General features: G+C 73.4%; 17 protein-coding genes. 6 read left to right on the top strand and 11 right to left on the bottom strand.

Annotated elements, in window-relative coordinates:
* Positions 1-51: 51 nt before the first annotated feature.
* Positions 52-264 (top strand): helix-turn-helix domain-containing protein, encoded by a 213-nt coding sequence (locus ABTZ99_RS20130; protein WP_077010893.1) that lies wholly within the window; start codon positions 52-54, stop codon positions 262-264.
* Positions 261-797 carry a Clp protease N-terminal domain-containing protein gene (locus ABTZ99_RS20125; protein WP_498776185.1) on the top strand — a complete coding sequence of 179 codons (537 nt, stop codon included), beginning with the start codon at positions 261-263 and terminating at the stop codon, positions 795-797. The genes ABTZ99_RS20130 and ABTZ99_RS20125 overlap by 4 nt, the downstream gene beginning before the upstream one ends.
* Here the strand turns inward: ABTZ99_RS20125 and yczE are convergent.
* Complete coding sequence (gene yczE, locus ABTZ99_RS20120) at positions 766-1,395, bottom strand: membrane protein YczE (protein WP_499612888.1); 630 nt, start codon at positions 1,393-1,395, stop codon at positions 766-768. The two genes, ABTZ99_RS20125 and yczE, sit on opposite strands and share 32 nt — an antisense overlap.
* 61 nt (positions 1,396-1,456) lie before the next feature.
* On the opposite strand from yczE, the gene yczR reads away from it, so the two are divergent.
* Positions 1,457-2,917, top strand: coding sequence for a MocR-like transcription factor YczR (gene yczR, locus ABTZ99_RS20115; protein ID WP_499612886.1), 1,461 nt, complete (start codon positions 1,457-1,459; stop codon positions 2,915-2,917).
* A gap of 613 nt (positions 2,918-3,530) precedes the next feature.
* Here the strand turns inward: yczR and ABTZ99_RS20110 are convergent.
* The 8 genes from ABTZ99_RS20110 to ABTZ99_RS20075 form a co-directional block, all read right to left on the bottom strand.
* Positions 3,531-4,448, bottom strand: a complete 918-nt coding sequence (locus ABTZ99_RS20110; RefSeq protein WP_498776191.1) for a hypothetical protein — start codon at positions 4,446-4,448, stop codon at positions 3,531-3,533.
* 335 nt (positions 4,449-4,783) lie between these two features.
* Positions 4,784-5,677 (bottom strand): CHAT domain-containing protein, encoded by an 894-nt coding sequence (locus ABTZ99_RS20105; protein ID WP_499612884.1) that lies wholly within the window; start codon positions 5,675-5,677, stop codon positions 4,784-4,786.
* Positions 5,674-6,105 carry an Ig-like domain-containing protein gene (locus tag ABTZ99_RS20100; RefSeq protein ID WP_499612882.1) on the bottom strand — a complete coding sequence of 144 codons (432 nt, stop codon included), beginning with the start codon at positions 6,103-6,105 and terminating at the stop codon, positions 5,674-5,676. Before ABTZ99_RS20100 ends, ABTZ99_RS20105 begins: the two co-directional genes overlap by 4 nt.
* Positions 6,102-6,641, bottom strand: a complete 540-nt coding sequence (locus tag ABTZ99_RS20095; RefSeq protein ID WP_498776200.1) for an RNA polymerase sigma factor — start codon at positions 6,639-6,641, stop codon at positions 6,102-6,104. The genes ABTZ99_RS20100 and ABTZ99_RS20095 overlap by 4 nt, the downstream gene beginning before the upstream one ends.
* Positions 6,642-6,729: 88 nt before the next feature.
* Entirely contained in the window at positions 6,730-8,904 is a 2,175-nt protein-coding gene (locus ABTZ99_RS20090; protein ID WP_499612880.1) for an FtsX-like permease family protein, read from the bottom strand.
* 171 nt (positions 8,905-9,075) lie between these two features.
* Complete coding sequence (locus tag ABTZ99_RS20085) at positions 9,076-11,376, bottom strand: FtsX-like permease family protein (RefSeq protein ID WP_498776206.1); 2,301 nt, start codon at positions 11,374-11,376, stop codon at positions 9,076-9,078.
* Positions 11,373-12,110: an ABC transporter ATP-binding protein gene (locus ABTZ99_RS20080; protein ID WP_498776208.1), complete on the bottom strand. Its 738-nt coding sequence runs from the start codon at positions 12,108-12,110 to the stop codon at positions 11,373-11,375. Before ABTZ99_RS20080 ends, ABTZ99_RS20085 begins: the two co-directional genes overlap by 4 nt.
* On the bottom strand, positions 12,107-12,631 hold the full coding sequence (locus ABTZ99_RS20075; RefSeq protein WP_498776212.1) for a PadR family transcriptional regulator: 525 nt from the start codon (positions 12,629-12,631) through the stop codon (positions 12,107-12,109). Before ABTZ99_RS20075 ends, ABTZ99_RS20080 begins: the two co-directional genes overlap by 4 nt.
* Before the next feature lie 152 nt (positions 12,632-12,783).
* Here ABTZ99_RS20075 and ABTZ99_RS20070 point away from each other — a divergent pair, with 152 nt between their 5' ends.
* On the top strand, positions 12,784-13,320 hold the full coding sequence (locus ABTZ99_RS20070) for a CGNR zinc finger domain-containing protein (RefSeq protein WP_498776214.1): 537 nt from the start codon (positions 12,784-12,786) through the stop codon (positions 13,318-13,320).
* A 67-nt stretch (positions 13,321-13,387) separates the two neighbouring features.
* Here the strand turns inward: ABTZ99_RS20070 and ABTZ99_RS20065 are convergent, their stop codons facing one another.
* A complete protein-coding gene (locus ABTZ99_RS20065; protein WP_498776216.1) occupies positions 13,388-14,644 on the bottom strand; it encodes a DUF445 domain-containing protein in 1,257 nt (418 codons plus the stop codon).
* 29 nt (positions 14,645-14,673) lie between these two features.
* Here ABTZ99_RS20065 and ABTZ99_RS20060 point away from each other — a divergent pair, with 29 nt between their 5' ends.
* The gene (locus ABTZ99_RS20060) at positions 14,674-15,846 is read left to right on the top strand and encodes a pyridoxal phosphate-dependent aminotransferase (RefSeq protein WP_498776218.1); all 1,173 of its coding nucleotides are present in this window, start codon (positions 14,674-14,676) and stop codon (positions 15,844-15,846) included.
* Here the strand turns inward: ABTZ99_RS20060 and ABTZ99_RS20055 are convergent.
* A complete protein-coding gene (locus tag ABTZ99_RS20055) occupies positions 15,835-17,763 on the bottom strand; it encodes an NACHT domain-containing protein (protein ID WP_499612876.1) in 1,929 nt (642 codons plus the stop codon). The two genes, ABTZ99_RS20060 and ABTZ99_RS20055, sit on opposite strands and share 12 nt — an antisense overlap.
* Positions 17,764-17,836: 73 nt before the next feature.
* Between ABTZ99_RS20055 and ABTZ99_RS20050 the strand changes: the two genes are divergently transcribed.
* Positions 17,837-18,337 carry a TFIIB-type zinc ribbon-containing protein gene (locus ABTZ99_RS20050; RefSeq protein ID WP_499612874.1) on the top strand — a complete coding sequence of 167 codons (501 nt, stop codon included), beginning with the start codon at positions 17,837-17,839 and terminating at the stop codon, positions 18,335-18,337.
* The last annotated feature ends 11 nt before the right edge of the window (positions 18,338-18,348 follow it).

Genomic DNA, 18,348 nt, shown 5'->3' with positions numbered 1-18,348 from the left:
GTGTGTCAACCTGGGTTGACAACCCCGCCCGTGTCAACCAAAGTTGACGGCATGACGGAAGCGACCGAGCTCGCCTCGGCGGCGGGCGACCAAGATCCCAGGGTCGGGCTGCGAGCGGTCAGCGCGCTGCGCCGCCTACTGGAAACACTCGAAGCCGTGCAGGTGCGCAACGCCCGCGCCCGCGGCTGGTCCTGGCAGGAGATCGCGGCCGAACTCGGGGTCACCCGACAGGCCGTCCACAAGAAGCACGGGGGAGACCGATGATCGGGGAACGGTTCACCAGGGCCGCCCGCCAAGCCGTCCACGACGCCGTCGTGCAGGCCGAACGGCTCGACGCGCCCGAGATCGGGCCCGAGCACCTGGCGCTGGCGCTGCTCGACGCGCCGGTCCTGGCCGAGTTCGAGCTCGCACGTGACGAGGTGGTCGACGCGTTCGCCGCCGCGCGCCGCAAGGGCGGGCTCAGCGACGCCGACACCGAGGCGTTGCGGCGGCTCGGCATCGACGTCGACCAGATCGTGGCGTCGGTCGAGCGCAGCCACGGCGAAGGCGCGCTGGCCGGGGCGCCGACCCGGCGGCGGCGGCGGTTCTTCGGCAACCACCTGCCGTTCACCGCGGCGGCCAAGAAGACGTTGGAGCGCAGCCTGGTCGAAGCGCGCGACCTCGGCCACGGCACGCTCGGCCAGGAGCACCTGCTGCTGGCGCTGCTGGCGCAGGGAGGGCTGGTGGCCGAGGTGCTGGAGGCGCGTGGCGTGAACTACGTGGAGGTCAGGAAGCGGGTCGCTCGCTCACCCAGGTGACCAGCGGGAGGAACAGCTGCGTCAGCGGGCCGATGGTGAAGGCGTACAGGACGGTGCCGACGCCGATCGTGCCGCCGAGCAGCCAGCCGACGCCGAGCACGGCCACCTCGACCACCGTGCGCACCAGGCGCAACGAGATCCCGGTCCGCGCGCAGAAACCGGTCGTCAGGCCGTCGCGCGGGCCGGGGCCGAGGCGGGCGCCGATGTAGGTGGCGGCGGCCAGGCCGTTCAGCACGATGCCGGCGGTGAGGAACAGGATGCGGGGCAGGAGCCCGGTCGGGGTCGGCAGGAGGAACAGCGTGACGTCCACCGCCAGGCCGATGACGACCACGTTGGCGACCGTGCCGACGCCCGGCTTCTGCCTGAGCGGGATCCAGCAGAGCAGGACCACGGCGCCGACGATGGCGGTGATCAGGCCGAAGGACAGCCCGGTGATCTTGGTCAGGCCCTCGTGCAGCACGTCCCACGGGTCGAGGCCGAGGGTGGCGCGGATCTGCAGCGCCATGCTCGCGCCGTAGAGCCACAGCCCCACCAGCAGTTGCGGGACGCGGCGGACGGGCGAGACGGAGACCGGGACCTGGGTGAGCGCGGCGAGCATGTGGCCATCCTTCGTCCAGATTGGCCTTGTATTCCAGAGCCAATCCGCAATAATTGGCCTCATGAACTCCGACGTCCCACCAGGTGGACGTATATCCGGCTTCCGCCTGGCCCGACTGCTCGGCGAGTGGCGCCGCCGTGGCGCACGTCACGGCTCGGCGGACCTGGCGGCGGCGATCCGGATGCTGGTGCTGGACGGCCGGCTGCCCGCCGGCACCCGGCTGCCCGCGGAACGCGAGCTGGCCGAGGTGCTGCCGGTGAGCCGGACGATGATCACGGCGGCGTTGGACCAGCTGCGGTCGGAAGGACTGGTCGCGAGCCGGCGCGGGGCGGGGTCGTGGATCAGCCTGCCGACGGGCACGTTGGGCGTCACGCCGGACACCCCGTTGGTGGGGCACAGCATGGTCGACTTCGCGCGGGCCGCTCCGCCGGCGCTGCCGGGCGTGCTGGCGGCGTTCGACCAGGTCCGGCGGTACCTGCCCGAGCACCTCGCGGATCACGGGTACTACGAGCACGGGGTGCCCGAGCTGCGGGAGCGCATCGCGGCCCGGTACGCGGCGCGGGGTCTGCCGACGTCGCCGGAGCAGATCGTGGTGACCAGCGGCGCGCAGCACGCGTTGGCGTTGACCCTGCGCCTGTTCACCGGTCCGGGTGACCGGGTGCTGGTGGAGCAGCCGAGCTACCCGAACGCGCTGGACGCGATCAAGGCCGTCTCCGCGATCCCGGTGCCGGTCGCGATGACGGAGACCGGCTGGGACCTGCCCGGGATCGCCGCCGCCCTCCGCCAAGCCGCACCGCGCATGGCGTACGTCGTGGTGGACTTCCACAACCCCACCGCGCACCGCCTGGACGCCGAGGGTCGCGCCGAACTGGCCGACACCGCCCGCCGGGCGCGCACGCCGTTGGTGGTGGACGAGACCGTCGTCGAACTGGACCTGGACGGCGACCCACTGGCCGGCCCGCCGCCGCTGGCGAAGTTCGCGGACGACCTGGTCGTGACCCTGGGCTCGGCCAGCAAGTCCCACTGGGGCGGCCTGCGGATCGGCTGGATCCGCGCGTCGACCGAAGTGGTCCACCGCCTGATCTCGACGCGGACCGCCCTCGACCTGGGCTCCGCGGTGGTCGACCAGCTGGTGCTGGCCGAGCTGCTGGCCGATCCCGAACCCGCGCTGCGCGACCGGCGGGCCCAGCTGGCGGCCCAGCGCGACGTGCTCATGGAGGGCCTGCGCGAACACTGCCCGACCTGGCGTTTCCGCAGGCCGGAGGGCGGTCTCAGCGTGTGGTGCGAACTGGACGCGCCGGTGAGCACGCGCATCGCCGTCGTGGCCCAGAACCACGGCATCCGCCTCGCACCGGGCTCGCGCTTCGGCGCCCACGGCGGCTTCGAACGCTGGCTGCGCCTGCCGTTCGTGCAATCACCGGACGTCCTGCGCGACGCCGCCCGCCGCCTGGGCCTGGTCGCCGCCTCCGTCACGGGCTCCACGATGCCGACCGACGCCGACCTCGCCGTGCCGGTCGCCTAGCGGGCCAGGGGTTGCCGGGCAACGGATCTGCGGTTCGGCAGGGCCGGCGGGCCAGAGGGGCGGCGGGCCAGCAGGTCGGCGGGTCGGCGGGCCACTCGTTTCGCGACCTCCGATTCCGGATCCGTGGAACCGGGGGTTCGGGGTGGGGCGGTGGTGGTCGGTGGCGGGGCGGGGGGTGGGGATGGTTGGGCGGTGGTTGGGGTGGCTGCGGGGACGTGGTGGGTGGTTGGCGGGGGTCCTCATGGTTTAACCGAGGGGCGGTAACGGTGTTTCCGTACATTTTCTGGTGATGATCACTCGATCGTGTTAGCCGGCCGTCGGCCGTCGGGCTCCGGCGCAGCCCCTCGTTGAGCCGGAGCCCGACGGCGGTTCGTGGACCTGCGGCGGGGACGCTCCAGGGATTGGCGTCCCCTGCCGCAGGTTCCCGTTCGGTCCCAGCGCTCGCGGGGGCAGCGCGGCGACGGGACCTGGCCCGTCCTGCCAGGGCGCGGTTGGCAGGACGGGAACCCTTGGGTGTGGTGCGACAGCCGTCGACAAACGTGATGTGCGCGAAATGACCAGGTCAGGCAGTGTGTGGTCGCGCGTGCTCAGGGCACACGGATCCCGTCTGACCTCAGTCGGGTGATGTGCTGGGCAGCCCCGGGACGCTGCCCGGCGACCTGCCGTCGTCCCACCGCTCGGCCGACCACGCGACCAACGGCTTCAGGTCCGCCTGCCCGGTCAACGACGCGTTCACGCCGCCCCGGTGGCCACCGCCGCCGCTGTCCGCGCCGCCCGAGGACGCCGTCGGCGCGCTCGGCGCGGGCGCCTGCTTCGGCGTCGGCGCGGGAGCGCTCGGCTCCGGCACCTCCCAGATCACCTCGGCGTTCGGGGTGACCGGGGAGACGTCCGGTGACGGTTCGGCGGTCGGTGCGAGCAGGACGTTCACGCGGACCGGTGCGGCCAGCGCGACGGGCTGCGGCGCCGGCGACACCGGGGCCTCGACGACCGCCGCACGCGCGGCGGCCTTCTGGGCGATCTTCGCCTCGTACAGCGGCGCGGGCATCGTGTTCGACGCCGTGCCCGAGTGGCTGTAGCCACTCGCGTAACCGCTCGAGTAGCTGTAACCGCCGGTGCTGGACGACTCCGGGTACGGCTCCTGGTCGGCTTCCGGTTCCGGCGCGGGCCCGTCGGTCATCACGGCCAGGGGCCGGGACTCGACCGCGGCCAGTTCCACCCCACCGAGGGACGGTGACGCGAGCGACGATGACCCGGACGACGGTGACCCGAAAGGCTGAGCCGCGACCCCGACGGCCGCGAACGGCGCGACGCCGGCGGGCACGACCGACGTGACCAGGTCGGCGGCTGCGGTCTGCTGCTCGTCGATCGCCACGTTCACCGCGTCGAGCGTCTTCGCCGCCTCGTCCGGGTGGTCTTCGCCCGCCGCCGCGACCCCGCCGCACACGAGCCACGCCGCGGCCGCCAACCCGCTCACGGCGAGCGTCCGGAGCAGCAGGGATCCACCCCGGCGCACCGCGTTGGGAGCTGCCACTGTGGATCACCACCGTTCCGGGTACGGCGAACGGGACGGACCGTTCGAGGTCGACGTTCTGCTATGTCTAGCACTGGGAACCGCATTTTCGAACGTTCTCCGGCGGAACCCACTCGGAAGGGCGGTGCCGTGCGGCTGTCCGTGTCGCCCCACCCATCCGTGAACACAGTCCGTCGTGTCCACCTGATGGTGTGATGGCGTGAATTGTCCGTTGTGGACGCCCGCGCGGTGTCCCTTGTGGACCGGTCATGAAGGGCCTGACCGGCGACTTCAGTACCACGGGTCCAAATCACCTATTCGGGCGTCACTCAAATAGGTGACACAAGGCCATGCGGTCACCCCGCGCCAACGCAGACGAAGCCGAGGTCACCGTGCCGGACCTGCGCATCGGCAAGCGCTTGCGCCGGGTGGGCCAGGTTCGCGTGCAGGTCGACCATCAGGTCCACCACCCGCTCGTCCGCGACCGGCCGCACGCTCTCCACGACGACCCGCGCGCCGCGCCTCAACAACACCCGCGCCAATCCGGACCCGCACGCCGAGAGGACCACCACCGAAGGCGCACGCGCCAAGCCGTCGAGATCGTGCCCGTGCAACGGCCCGTCACCCAATTGCAGATACGAAAACAATTCGTCTTGACGCACGCCGTCCGCCGCGAAGTGCACGACGTCCGCCTCCGCCATTCCCCGCAACGCCTCGTCCACAGTGGACCGGACCGGCCCGCCGTGCGCCCGCCGCAACGCCTCGACCTCCCGACGCGCGTGCGGACGCGACGGCCCGACCACCCACAGCCGGTTCGCCAGTGCCAACGGCCGCGCGTGGGCCCTGAACCAGCAACTCACCGACGGCGCGACCGACAGCGCCCGCCCCCGGGCCGACGGCAGCGCCGCCCACGGCACCCGCGCCAGCTCCGGACTGGGCACCACGACCAGCGGACGGTCGCCCGCCGGCCGCAGGAGGCGGTCCAGCCCCGCCACCGCGTCCGCCGACGGCAGCGAGCGGACGTGCCGCGCGACGGTCCGGGCCTCGCCGAAGTCGTGCAGCCCGACCCGCCGACCGGTGACGGACACGCCGACCAACCGCTCCCGGTGGCTGATGAAAACCAGCAGCGCCCGGTCGCCCAACGCGTCGACCACGTCGTTGAGCGGCACGGCCGGCCGACCCACCGCCGCCGAACGCGACAGCACGCGGATCTCCCGTTCCAGCCGCGTGATCCGGTCCCGGTCCATCATGCGACGAACCACGGCGTGGCGTGATCACGGCCCGAGGCGTCCACGCCGCGCAGCACGAACCTGACCGGCCCGAACGGCACCCGTTCGAGGTGGAACCGGCCCGCCTGGTCGACCACCGCCGTCACCCGACCTCCCGGCCACCGCGCGACCACGACGGCCCCCGCCCGCGCCGACCCGGTGACCCGCAGACCACCGGCCACCCGGTCCAGGCGCAGGTCGAGCCCGGCGAACACCACCCGGCGGGGCAGCCCGGGATCGACGTGCACCGAGTCGGACAACAACCGCGAGGTGACCGCGTCGGCGCGTTCGACCAGCGCGGACCGCGCCCGGGCGAGCAGGGGTCCCGGCATCGGGTCGAGGTCGTCCACCGCCAGGGCGAGGGCGTCCAGCAGCTCCCGGTCGGTCATCGTGAGCGTCGGTCCGGTCACCGCGGCACCTCCGCCCCGAGTCGGCGCCGCAGCACGGCCAGGCACCGGCCGCGGGTGGCGCCCAGGCTGTTGACCGGGATCCCGACCGCCTCGGCGACCTGCGTGAACGACAGCTCCGGCGCGAACGCCGCCAACCGCAGGATCTCCCGGCAACGGTCGGTCAACGTCGCGTACGCGCGCCACAGCCCGGCGTCACGGGCCAGCGCGCGCTCCTCCGGCGTCGGCCCGGCGTCGGCCGCTTCCCACCGGTCGAGCGGCACCTCCCGGCCGCGCAGCCGCAGCACGGTCAGCGTCTCGCGCCGGGTGGTCGTGACCAGCCACGCGCCCAGCCGCTCGGGGTGTCGGATGCCCGACAGGTTCTCGGCCAGCGCGAGCCAGGTGGCCTGGCAGACGTCGGCCGCGTCCTCGGGGCTCAGCCGGTGCGACCGCGGCACGGCCCACACCAGGCGCGCGTACCGGCGGACGATCTCGTGCCACGCGTCGGCGTCGCCGAAGCGGGCGCGCAGGAGCAGCTCACTGTTGTTCCGATCATGCATGCTCCTTGAGAGCACCCGGTCTGACCTGGGGATACCGCCGCCGCTCGATGGTGTGGCAAGCGGAACCGAGGATCGCTCGCGTGCGTCGCTACTCGGTTCGCAGGCCGGCCGGGCGGATCGCCGAGCGCAGCGCGGGCAACGTGCACAGCGACACCACGAGCACGACGACCGCCGCGGCGGCGACCGTGGTGGCGATCTCGGTCCAGTCGACCCGGAACCGCCCGCCCGGCGCGACGAGCCACGCCGTGCCCAGGCCGATCGGGATGGCCAGCGCGATGCCGAGCGCCGCGGGTATCGCCGACTGCCACAGCGCGGACACCGCCAGGACCTTCGGCGGCACGCCGTTCGCGGCCAGCACCGCGGTGGGACGGCGGCGTTCGAAGACCTGGTCGACGGCCGCCGCCGCGAGGCCGATCACCGCCAGCAGGGTGAGCAGCACCGACCCGCCGATGACGCCGCTGCGCAGGGACGCGAACAGCTCGACCTGCCCGGCCTCGAACTGGCGGCGCAGCGTGACGCCCCGGTCGGCGCGGCCGGTGGCGGCCATCAGGCGGTCGCCGAACGACTCGTCCGGGTCGCCGCGCACGACGAGTTCGGTCGGCGGCACGGAGGCCAGCACGGGATCGGCGCCGCCCGCCACGACCAGCCCCCACAGGTCGCCGTCGACCTTCTCGTACCGCGGCACGACCCATTCCTGCCCGTTGATCCTGAGCCTGGCGCCGGGTTCCGGGCCGTCACCGACCAGGTACGCGGCGCCGTTCACGCAGTCCGCGACGTCGAGGCGCTCGGCGATCTCGACGCAGTCGGTGCTGGTGACGGTGCCGCCGCCGGCGGTCGGGTGCGCGCGCACCTCGCTGACCTGCCGCACGCCGCCGACCAGCGCGATCGCCTCTTCCAGCGACCGGACCGAGGCGTGCGGGGGCAGGTCGAGCACCCAGCGGTCCGGGGTGTCCGTCGGCGGTCCGGCGGTGAACTGGGCCGCCACGCCGAGCAGGACCTGCAACGTCAGCGAGCCGGTCAGCACCACCACGACGCCGGACAGCACGCGTGGCGTGCCCGCGTCGAAGCGGAGGGTCCGCAGGGCGAGCAGCGGGGCGACGCCGTCCGGTTCGAGGCGGTGGGCGACCTGGCCGACCAGCCACGGCAGCACCGCGCCCGTGCCCGCGAGGACCAGCGCGATGCCGACGCCGAGCCCGACGGCCAGGCGCGCGTCGGCCACCACCTGCCAGTAGCTGCCGATCGCCGAGATCACCACGATCAGCGCGGCGCCCGCGCCGATCAGCCCGAACCGCCACCACGCGCGGTGCCGCGGCAGTTCGACGGCGCGGGACAGGCCGAGCGGCCCGACGTCCTCCGTGCGCAGGGCGAGCAGCGCCGACACGACGGCCACCACCGGCACGCCCAGCGCGATCAGGGCGCCGAGCAGCGGGTCGGGCAGCAGGTCGGTCGGGAAGAAGCCCACCCCTTCCACCTCGATGAACCGGGCGAGCGGCCGTGCGGCGAAGAACAGCGCCACGCCGACGAACAGCCCGAGCACCGCGCCGGTCAACGTCTCGCCGCTCGCGATCCAGCGGATCTGCGTGCGCGACGCGCCGACCAGCCGGATCGCGGCCAGGCGCTGCGCGCGGCCGGTCGTGCCGAGGCGGGTGGCGACCAGGACGAAGATGCCGAGCGGGACGAGCAGCGCGCTGATCGCGGCGACCATCAGCAGCCGGTAGATCGGCAGCAGGGTGGCGGGCGGCTGGTCGCTGCCGAAGCCCGCGGCCGGGTGGGCGCTGTCGTGGTGGGCTTCGGGCAGGCCCGCGTAGAAGATCAGGGACTTCGGCCTCGGCAGGCCCGCGTCGGCGATCACGCCGATCACGCTCTCCGGGAACCGGGCGCGGACCGAGTCGTCGGTGCGCATGAGGTCGAGCAGTTCGGGTGAGACGACCAGCTCGCCCGGGCCCGGGATGCGGCCGACACCGGGCGGCACGGGCGCGTCGGGCGCGGTGGCGGCCAGTTCCACGCCGGTGATGAGCCGCCCTTGCCAGGAAACGCTGACGTGGCGGGCTTTCAGCTTCGCGTCACCCGTCGTGGAGTCGACCGACGCGGCCTGCACGCGGTGCGACTTGGCCTCCCGCGCGGGGCCGATCGAGGCGGCCAGCAGCAGGACGGTGACGCCGAGGCCGACGCCGGCGGCGGTGAGCGCCAACCTCGCCCAGGACGTCCGGCTGCCCCCGACGGCCAGTCGGATGCCCAGGACGAGGTCGGCGGCCCACCTCATCGGAGCACGCTCCGACCGCCCGCGTCGGAGAGCTGGTGGGGGTGCTGGGGAATGGGGGTCACATCTCCTCAGACGTCCCGGAGCGCCGGAACGTGGCTTCGGTGTGCCGACCGAGTTCGCGTCGCCGCCCCGGGCTTGGGGGCGTCAGGGGCGGCGACGCCCGCCTCGGACCTACTCGGAGCGCAGGCCGAGGGCGCCGGTGGCCCGCCGCAGCGACGGCAGCGACAGCAGCGTCACGACGACGACCAGCAGTGCGGCGGCGGCGCTGAGCACCCCGATCCCGGACCAGTCGAGCAGGATCGGCTGGGAGATGATCCGCAGCAGCAGGACCGCCAGACCGCTGCCCACGCTCACGGCCACGACCAGCGCCAACAGCAGCGGCACGGCGTTCTGCCAGAGCAGGGACCGGCTCAGCGCGCCGCGCGGCACACCGCTCGCGGCCAGCACGGCCAGCGGCCGCCTGCGCTCGCGGACCTGCTCCAGAGCCAGCACGAGCAGGCTCGCGCCCGCCAGCAGCAACGTGACCAGCGAACCGGCCAGCAGGGCTTGGCGGATGCTCTGGAACTCCTTCACGCGTTCGGCCACGTCCACCTGGCCGAAGTACGACGTGTAGGCGCGCCACGTCAGCGGGGCCAGGGCGTTGCGGACGTGCTCGGCGATGTCCGGCCGGTCCGGGTCCACCTGCACCAGCACGCTGGAGTCGTCGGGGTCGGCGGGGAGCTCCCGCGCCGCCGACGGCGTGACCAGCAGGCCCGCCCGGTACATGCCGGTGTCGTCCGGTGGCTGGACCACGGTGAACGGGGGAACCGTCCACTCCTGTCCCGGCACCGGGTTGCCCTCGGAGTCCACGCGCGTCGAAACCCGTTGGCCCGCCACGAGCTTCTCGTAGCCGGAACGGTGCGAGGAGCCGGGGTCGACGTAGAAGGTGTCGCCGTCCTGGCAGTCGGGCAGCACCGCCTGCGTCCGCAACGCCTCGCAGCTGCCGATCGTCGCCATGTGGTACTGGTCCGCGCCCGACCTGAGCGACGCGCTCCGCATCGGGTGCGCCTGCCGCACGCCGGCCGACCGGGCCAGCTCCACGGCGATCTTCTCGGTCGCCTCGGGCGGCGAGTCCTGCAGGCTGACCACCATCTTGCCCTTGTCCGCCTCGGGGGTCGGCCGCTCCACGATCCTGGTCTCCGCGCTGGCCATCACGGACTGCAAAGCGATCCCGCCCGCCAGGACCACGGCCACGCCGCCGACCACGCGCGCCGCCGTGCCGCTCTCCAGCTGGAGCCTGCGGATCGCCAGCTGCCACGACGGCGCGCCGCCGCGCATCCGGCCCACCGCGCGTTCGACCACCCACGGCAGCAGCACCGGGATGCCGAGCAGCAGCAGGATGATCCCGCCGATCACGATCACGTCGGAACCCTGGACCGCCTCGCCGCCGAACGCGCCCGCCTGGCTGAGCAGCGCGGCCACGCCGAGGGCGATCGGCACCACGCGCCACCACAGCACCCGTCGCACGGGCTTCGTTCGGCGCACCACGCCCAGCGGCTCGACCACCGTGCGGCGCATGGCGACCACCGACGTCACCACCGCCATCACGGGCACCAGCACCGCGATCAGCGCCGCCAGCGGCGGCCACGGCGTCAGGTCGCCGACGAACACGCTGATCCCGAGCAGCCGGACGTCCTCGACGAACTGGCGTGCGGTGAAGAACAGCGCCGCGCCGACGGCCAGCCCGACGACCGCGCCGAGCAACGCCTCGCCGGCCGCGATCCGGCGGACCCGGTGCGCGCCCGCGCCGACCAGCCGCAAGGCCGCCAGCCTGCGGTCCCGTTCGGCGCCCGCCAGGCGGGTGGTGATGCCGACGAACACCAGCACCGGGAACAGCAGCGCGACCGAGCCGACCATGACCAGCAGGATCAGCACCGGCTCGAGCTCGCGCTCGGTCACCTCGCCGCCGAAGCCGGTGATCGCGTTCTCCCCGTCCGCCCCGACGGACGCGTCACCCGCGTAGAACTTCAGGTCGTGCGGCGCGACGAGACCGGCCTGGCCGATCGTGCCGACGACCTCCTGCGGGAACCGCGCCCGCAGCAGCTCACCGTCCGGCGCGGCCAGCAGGTCCGCCAACGCGGGCGACACGAGGATCTCGCCGTCGCCGGGCACCCTCGACGTGCCCGGCGGCACCGGCGCGCCGGGCCCGGTGCCGCGGACGAAGTGCCCGGTGATCGCCACGCCGCGGTAGTCGGTGTTCCAGAACGTCATGTAGAGCACGTCGCCCGACACCGCCTCGGCGTACACGGGCCCGGCCGCGGACTGCCGCTCGGCGCGTTCGGTCAGCACGCTCGTCACCGACGACGCGGCCAGCAGCACGGCCACGCCGAGGCCGATGCCCGCGCCGGTCAGCGCCAGCCGGACCCACGACGTGCGCCCGCCGCCGAGGGCCAGCCGGACGCCGAGCGCGAGGTCGGCGAACCACTGCTTCACGTGACGGGCTCCATCTCGCGGGACTTGCCGTCGCGCACCACGACCTCGCGGTCGGAGTAGGCGGCCACCCGCGCCTCGTGCGTCACCAGCACCACCGCCGCGTTGGTCTCCTTCGCCGCGGTGACCAGCAGCTGCATCACGCGCTCGCCGTTGAGCGAGTCCAGCGCGCCGGTCGGCTCGTCGGCGAACACCACGCGCGGTCCGGTGACCAGGGCGCGTGCCACGGCGACCCGCTGGCCCTGGCCGCCGGAGGTCTCGCCGGGGCGCTTGTCCGCGACGTCGGCGACCTCCAGCCGCTCCAGCCACTCGCGGGCGCGGGACTCGGCCTCCTTGCGCTTCACCGAACCCAGCCGCAGGGGCAGCGCCACGTTCTCCAGGCAGGTCAGCTCCGGCACCAGCTGGCCGAACTGGAACACGAACCCGAAGTCGGTGCGCCGCAACTCGCTGCGCGGGCCGTCGCCCATCGCGCTGAGCTCCACGTCGCGGTAGCGCACGGTGCCCTTGTCGGGCGTGAGGATGCCGGCCAGGCAGTGCAGCAGGGTGGACTTGCCGGAGCCGGACGGGCCCATCACGGCCACCACCTCGCCCGCGCGCACGCTCAGGCCGGCGCCGTCCAACGCGGGCGTGGGGCCGAACGACTTGTGCAGGTCCACGGCCTCCAGCAGGGTCCGCGCGCCCGCACCGTCGATCAGGTCGCCGCCCGTCGGGCCGCCGTTGGTCGGGTCGACGCTCATGTGGTCACCGCCGTCTTGAGCTTGCCGAGGCGCGCGGCGGTGAGCTCCAGCCAGCGCAGGTCGGCTTCGAGGTGGAACAGGGCGTGGTCGCAGATCAGCTGGTCGGCGAGGTCGCCCTCGGCCTTGCGCTTGGTCAGCTCGCGCATCGTGGTCAGGTGGGCGGCGCGCTGGACGTCGAGCACGTCGTCCGCGCTGCGACCGGACAGCAGGGCCAGCACGACCTTCGCGTAGAGCGTGTTCTGCAGGTAGGGCTCCGGGCTCTCGGGCGTGCCCAGCCAGTGCTCCACGTCCGTCACGCCGGCGTCCGTGATCGCGTACCGCTTGCGGTCGGGGCCGTCGCCCGACTCGACGCCCGCCTCCTCGACCAGGCCGTTGCGGAGCAGGCGCGAGAGCGTGGTGTAGACCTGCCCGTAGTGCAGCGGCCGGCCTTGCCCGAAGCGCTCGTCGTAGGCCTTCTTGAGGTCGTAGCCGTGCCGTGGACCCTTTTCGAGCAGCCCCAGCAGGGTGTGTCCGATCGACATGGCAGGCACTATACACACGATGTATACACACGGTTCATAGCCCGATCGGCGCAGGGTGGCCGCTGGTCCGACCGGGCTGTGGGAGTAACCGATCGTGATGGTTTGACGGTTACTTCGCCACATCGCGTGGCTCCGACGCCTACAGTGGAGGGGTGACTGGTCTGGCGGCCGGCTGGGACCACGCGGCTTTCACGCAGGGTCGAGCCGGCGATGCGGAACACGATGTGGAGCTGCTGCTCGCTTTCCTGAACACCCGAGACCTCGAACTCGGCACGGACGTGCTGGACAGCGCCGCCGCCTGGCGCGCGTGGGTCACCGAACGCGGCCTCGGCCGGGCGGGTGATCCGCACGAGGTCCGCGCCGTCCGCGCCTCGCTGCGGGCCTCGTTGGGTGAACGGCACGACGGCCCCGATCCGACCCCCGTCGCGGGCTTGATCCGCGTCGACCTCAGCCACGGCGTGCCGACCATGTCCAGCACCGACGCGCTCGGCGCGGTGCTCGGGGCGGCGGCGCGGCTGGCCGTGCTCGGGTCGTGGGAGCGGTTCAAGATCTGCCAGGCGGACGACTGCCGGTGGGCGTTCTTCGACCGCTCGCGCAACCGCTCGCGCACCTGGTGCTCGATGCAGACGTGCGGCAACCGGGAGAAGGCCCGCAACTGGCGGGAACGGCGCGCCCTGAGCGTGACCTGAAACGGGGAACCCGGGGTGCCGGAACGCGCGTGTCCCGCGTCCAGGTACCCCGGGTCGAACGCTCAGGTCACGTCACCAGTTGGCTGACGGTGTAGATCGCCAGGCCCGCGAGCGCGCCGACGACCGTGCCGTTGATCCGGATGAACTGCAGGTCGCGGCCGACCTGCAGCTCGATCTTGCGCGAGGTCTCCTCGGCGTCCCAGCGCTCGACGGTGTCGGTGATCAGCGTGGTGATCTCGTCGCGGTAGTTGGTCACCACGTACCCCGCCGCGCCCTCGAGCCACCCGTCGACCTTCTCGCGCAGCGACTCGTCCTCCACCATCCGGCGGCCGAAGGTCATCAGGCCCTCGCGCACGCGCTTGCGCAGCTCCGACGACGGGTCCTCGGCCGCGTCGAGCAGCATCTTCTTCGCCGTGCCCCAGGCCGACCCGATGAGCCGCTGCACGTCCGGGTGCGTCACGAGCTGCTGCTTGACCTGCTCGGCCCGCTGCATGGTCGCCGGGTCGGTCCGCAGGTCGCCCGCGAACTCGATCAGGAACTGGTCCACCGCCAGCCGCATCGGGTGGTTGACGTCGGTCTTCACCGCCCACGCGAAGTTCAGCAGCTCGTTGTAGACCTTGTCGCCGAGCAGCGAGTCGACGAACTTCGGCGACCACGTCGGCGCCCGGTCCGACACCACGCCCATGACCTTGTCGTAGTTGTCGCGCACCCAGTCGTACGCCCGGTCGCACACCAGGTCCACGAGCTTGTGGTGCGCGCCGTCGGTGAGCACCTGGCCGAGCAGCCTGCCCAGCGGCGGACCCCACGGCTGGTCGACCAACCGCCGCACCAGCGCCTGCTCGACCACGGCCTGCACGTCGTCGTCGCGCAGCACGGTCACGGCGCCCTTCACGACGTTGGCCAGCTCGGACGTGACCCGCTCGGCGTGCTCGGGCCGCGCGACCCACTCGCCGAGCCGCCGGCCGATGCCCGCCCGCCGCAGCTTGTCCCGCACCACCGCCTCGGACAGGAAGTTCGTCCCGACGAACGACCCCAGCGCGTCGCCGAAGCTGTCCTTGCGGGTCGGGATGATCGCGGTGTGCGGGATCGGCAGTCCGAGCGGCCTGCGGAACAGCGCGGTCACGGCGAACCAGTCGGCCAGCGCGCCGACCATGCCCGCCTCGGCCGCCGCGCGGACGTAGCCGAGCCACGCCGGGCCGCCGTCCTCGAACAGCAGTGCCACGACGAAGATCAGGGTCGCGGCCAGGAAGAAGCCGGTCGCGACGAGCTTCATCCGGCGCAGGCCCTGGCGCTTGAGCTGGTCAGCGGGGGTCAGTTGCTCCACGGCGCCATTGTCCGTGAAGATTCGGCCTTGTGCGGGCACCAGCGCTAGTCACCAGGATGAGGCCGTTCACCTCGACGATCTTCGCCGAGATGACGGCGTTGGCCACGCGGACCGGGGCGGTGAACCTCGGGCAGGGCTTCCCGGACACCGACGGCCCGGCCGGGATGCTCGCGGCCGCCAAGGCCGCCATCGACGGCGGTCTCAACCAGTACCCGCCCGGCCCGGGCATGCCGGAGCTGCGCCAGGCGATCGCGGAGCACCGCGCGCGCTACGGCACGCACTACGACCCCGACACCGAGATCCTGGTGACGGTCGGCGCCACGGAGGCCATCGCGGCGACGTTGCTGGCGCTGGTGGAGCCCGGTGACGAGGTCGTGCTCATCGAGCCCTACTACGACTCCTACGCGGCGTCCGTGGCGCTGGCCGGCGCGACCCGCCGCACGGTGGGGCTGGTCGAGGAGCCGGGCACGGGCCGGCTCGGGCTCGACGTCGACGCGCTGCGCGCCGCCATCGGCCCGAAGACCAGGGCGTTGCTGCTCAACTCGCCGCACAACCCGACGGGGACCGTGCTCAACTACGTGGAGCTGGCCGCCGTCGCCGCGCTGTGCGTCGAGCACGACCTCGTGGCGATCACCGACGAGGTGTACGAGCACCTGGTGTTCGACGGCCTCGCGCACGTGCCGCTGGCCACGTTCCCCGGCATGGCCGAGCGGACCGTGACGATCTCCGGCGCGGGCAAGTCGTTCAACTGCACGGGCTGGAAGATCGGCTGGGCGTGCGGCCCCGCCGAGCTGGTCGGCGCGGCGCGCGCGGCCAAGCAGTTCCTGACCTTCGTCGGCGGCGCGCCGTTCCAGCCGGCCGTCGCGCACGCGCTGCGGCACGAGCTGGAGTGGGTCGAGGGCCTGCGCACGTCGCTGCAGGACAAGCGGTCGCGGCTGTCCGCCGGCCTGGCCGACGCCGGGTTCGCGGTGCGGCCCAGCGAGGGCACCTACTTCATCACCGCGGACGTCCGGCCGCTCGGCTTCACCGACGGCGCGCAGCTGTGCCGCGAGCTGCCGGGCCGGATCGGCGTGGCGGCCGTGCCGGTGCAGGTGTTCACCGACCACCCGGACGACTGGCGGCACCTGGTGCGGTTCGCGTTCTGCAAGCGTGACGAGGTGCTGGACGAGGCGATCGGCCGGCTGCGGAAGCTAAGCGTCTGACGTGACCTGGGAGGGACGCGCGCCCGCCAGCCGGTCCTGCACCAGCGCGTGCCGGAACTGGTAGACGGCGCCCGCCTGGCGCAGCACGCCGAGCTTGCGCGCGTCCTCCAGGAACACCATCAGCTCCCACGGCAGCTTCCCGCGCGCCGCCAGCCAGATCCGCGCCACGGTGAACCACCACCAGCGCAGGTGCAGCACGGACAGCGTGAAGCCGAGCATCAGCCCGCACGCCAGGCCGAGCCCGACCATGCCCGACTGGGCCGGCCCGAACACCAGCCCGGCGGCCGCGCCGAACACCACGGCCAGCACCAGCGACCCGGTCCACACCGCGACCCGGTCCCGCGCCATCGTCCACTTCGGACTGGACGGGTGGCTCAGCTCGGCCGTGCTGCCCAACCCGAACCGCAGCGCCACCGCCACCGCGATGCCGAGGCCGACGACCAGTCCCGCGGACAGCCCGTACAGCGCGCCGAACACCAGGCCCGCCGCCGTGCCCAGCACACCGCTGACCACGACCAGGCTGCGCCACACGCCGAGCCGGGGTTTCGGCGCGCGGTGCCCGGACGCGTACAGCGCGGCCACCGCGACCGCGAGCCCGGCGGCCAGCCCGGTGATCGGCGCCAGCTGCGGCGTGCTCGCGTAGGCCATCAGCCAGGCGACGCCGAAGCCGCCGATCAGGCCGAGCGCGACCGCGCCGAGCAGCGCCAGCCACGTGCCGGCGACCGAGCGGCGCAGGTCCCACCAGCCGAGCTCGCGCACGCCGCGCCGCCGCATCTCGCCGGCCAGGAACGCCAGCCAGCGGGCCGCCTTGTCCTTGGGCCAGACCTGGCTGGCCCTGACCTGGTGCGCCACCCCGCGGTCGCCGAACGCGCCGTCGACCAGCAGGTCCGCCAGGTGGTTCTCGATGGCGGCGCGGTCGGGGAACCGGACCCGGTCCAGCAGCTCGCTCGGCTCGCCGTACCCGTAGACGACGCCCGCCAGCCACACCGCCAGCGGCGTGGAGAGCGCGTCGGCCAGCCGGCCGTCCGGCTCGTCGCGCAGGTGCAGGAAGACCGGCTCCCAGCGGGCGGCGGACACCGGGTCCGCCACCGACCGCAGGTAGCCCGCGACCTCCTCCAGGTCCAACGGCTGCAACTGCACGACCTGCGCGCCGGCCACGGTGCCGTTCACCTCGGCGAACTCGTCCGTGCGGCTGGTCAGGACCAGCGGGTGCGAGCCGGGGAACGCGCGGTTGATGCGGTCCAGCGCGTCGGCGCGGCGCGCGGGCGGGAGCTGGTCGAGGCCGTCGAGGACCGGGAACACGCGGCGTTGCTCGACCAGCAGGTCGCCCGCGTAGCTGCCGTACAGCTCGGTGTTGCGCAGCGCCGGGTGGTCCTCGTACAGCCGCCGGGTCATCCAGGTGCGGACGTCCTCCGCCTCCGGGTTCCACGTGGACAGCGGCAGCAGGACCGGCACCGGACCGTCCACGTGGCGGTCGAGCAGGCCGATCGCGAGCAGCATCGCGGTCGTGCTCTTGCCCGCGCCGGGCTCGCCGAGGAACACCATGCGCCGGTTGCGCTGGAACGCGCGGACGACGGCGTCGCTGTGCCCGGGTTCGCCCTGCGTGGCGCTCCAGTGCAGGTCGAGGGCGTGGTCCTCCAGGCCGCGGGCGCGGCACTCCTCGTTCCACTGGGCGTGCAGGGCGCGGGCCAGGGCGCTCGTGGCGGCGTCGAGGTTGTCGTCGGTGGACAGGCCGGCGGCCCGCCTGCGGTGCAGCCACGGGTCCAGCGCCGCGAGCAGCGCGAGGAAGCCGAGGGCGAGGCCGGACAGCCACAGCTCGGGGTCGATGCCGTAGTCGGTGACGAACAGGCCGGCCGCGGCGAGCACGGCGGCCAGCACGCACCCCGTGAGCACGGCCCGTTGGCGGAATCTGGACACCAACGCATCATGACTGAACGATCACGGATGGTGGTGACGCGGTGACCCTTGTGTCGTGCGTACCCTCGAAGACGTGATCTGTCCGAAATGCCAGGACCTCATGCGGACCATCAGCCGTGGCTCCGTGCACATCGAGCAGTGCGAGAACTGCAAGGGCGTTTTCCTGGACGGCGGCGAGCTGGAGCAGATCATCGCCGCCGAGCGGGCGCACTACGCGCAGCCGTACCGGCCGGAGGGCGTGCCCGTGTCGGTACCCGTGCCCGTCCCGGTGTCGGCGCCGGCCGCCGAGCCGACGGCGGTCGTGCCGATCGAGGGGACGTTGCCGGCCGACGGCGACGTCCCGGTCGAGGGCGGGCAGCAGCCGGCCGCCGTGCCGCCCGCGCCCGCCGCCGGTCCACCGCCGCCCTACCAGCCGCCTCCCGGCACGCCGACCGGTCCACCCCCGCCGTACCAGCCGCCGCCGGGCACCGCGCCCGCCGTGCCGCCGCCCGCCGCCTACCCGGGCGGGTACTACGCGCCGCAGCCGCACTACCCGCGCCGCAAGCGCAGCTTCCTGGAGGAACTGCTCGACTGAACGGCCCGCCG

The organism is Actinosynnema sp. NPDC002837 (genome assembly GCF_040295345.1).
GTDB lineage: Bacteria > Actinomycetota > Actinomycetes > Mycobacteriales > Pseudonocardiaceae > Actinosynnema.
The sequence above is the reverse complement of the archived record's forward strand: the minus strand, read 5'-3'. Positions and strand labels throughout refer to the sequence as shown.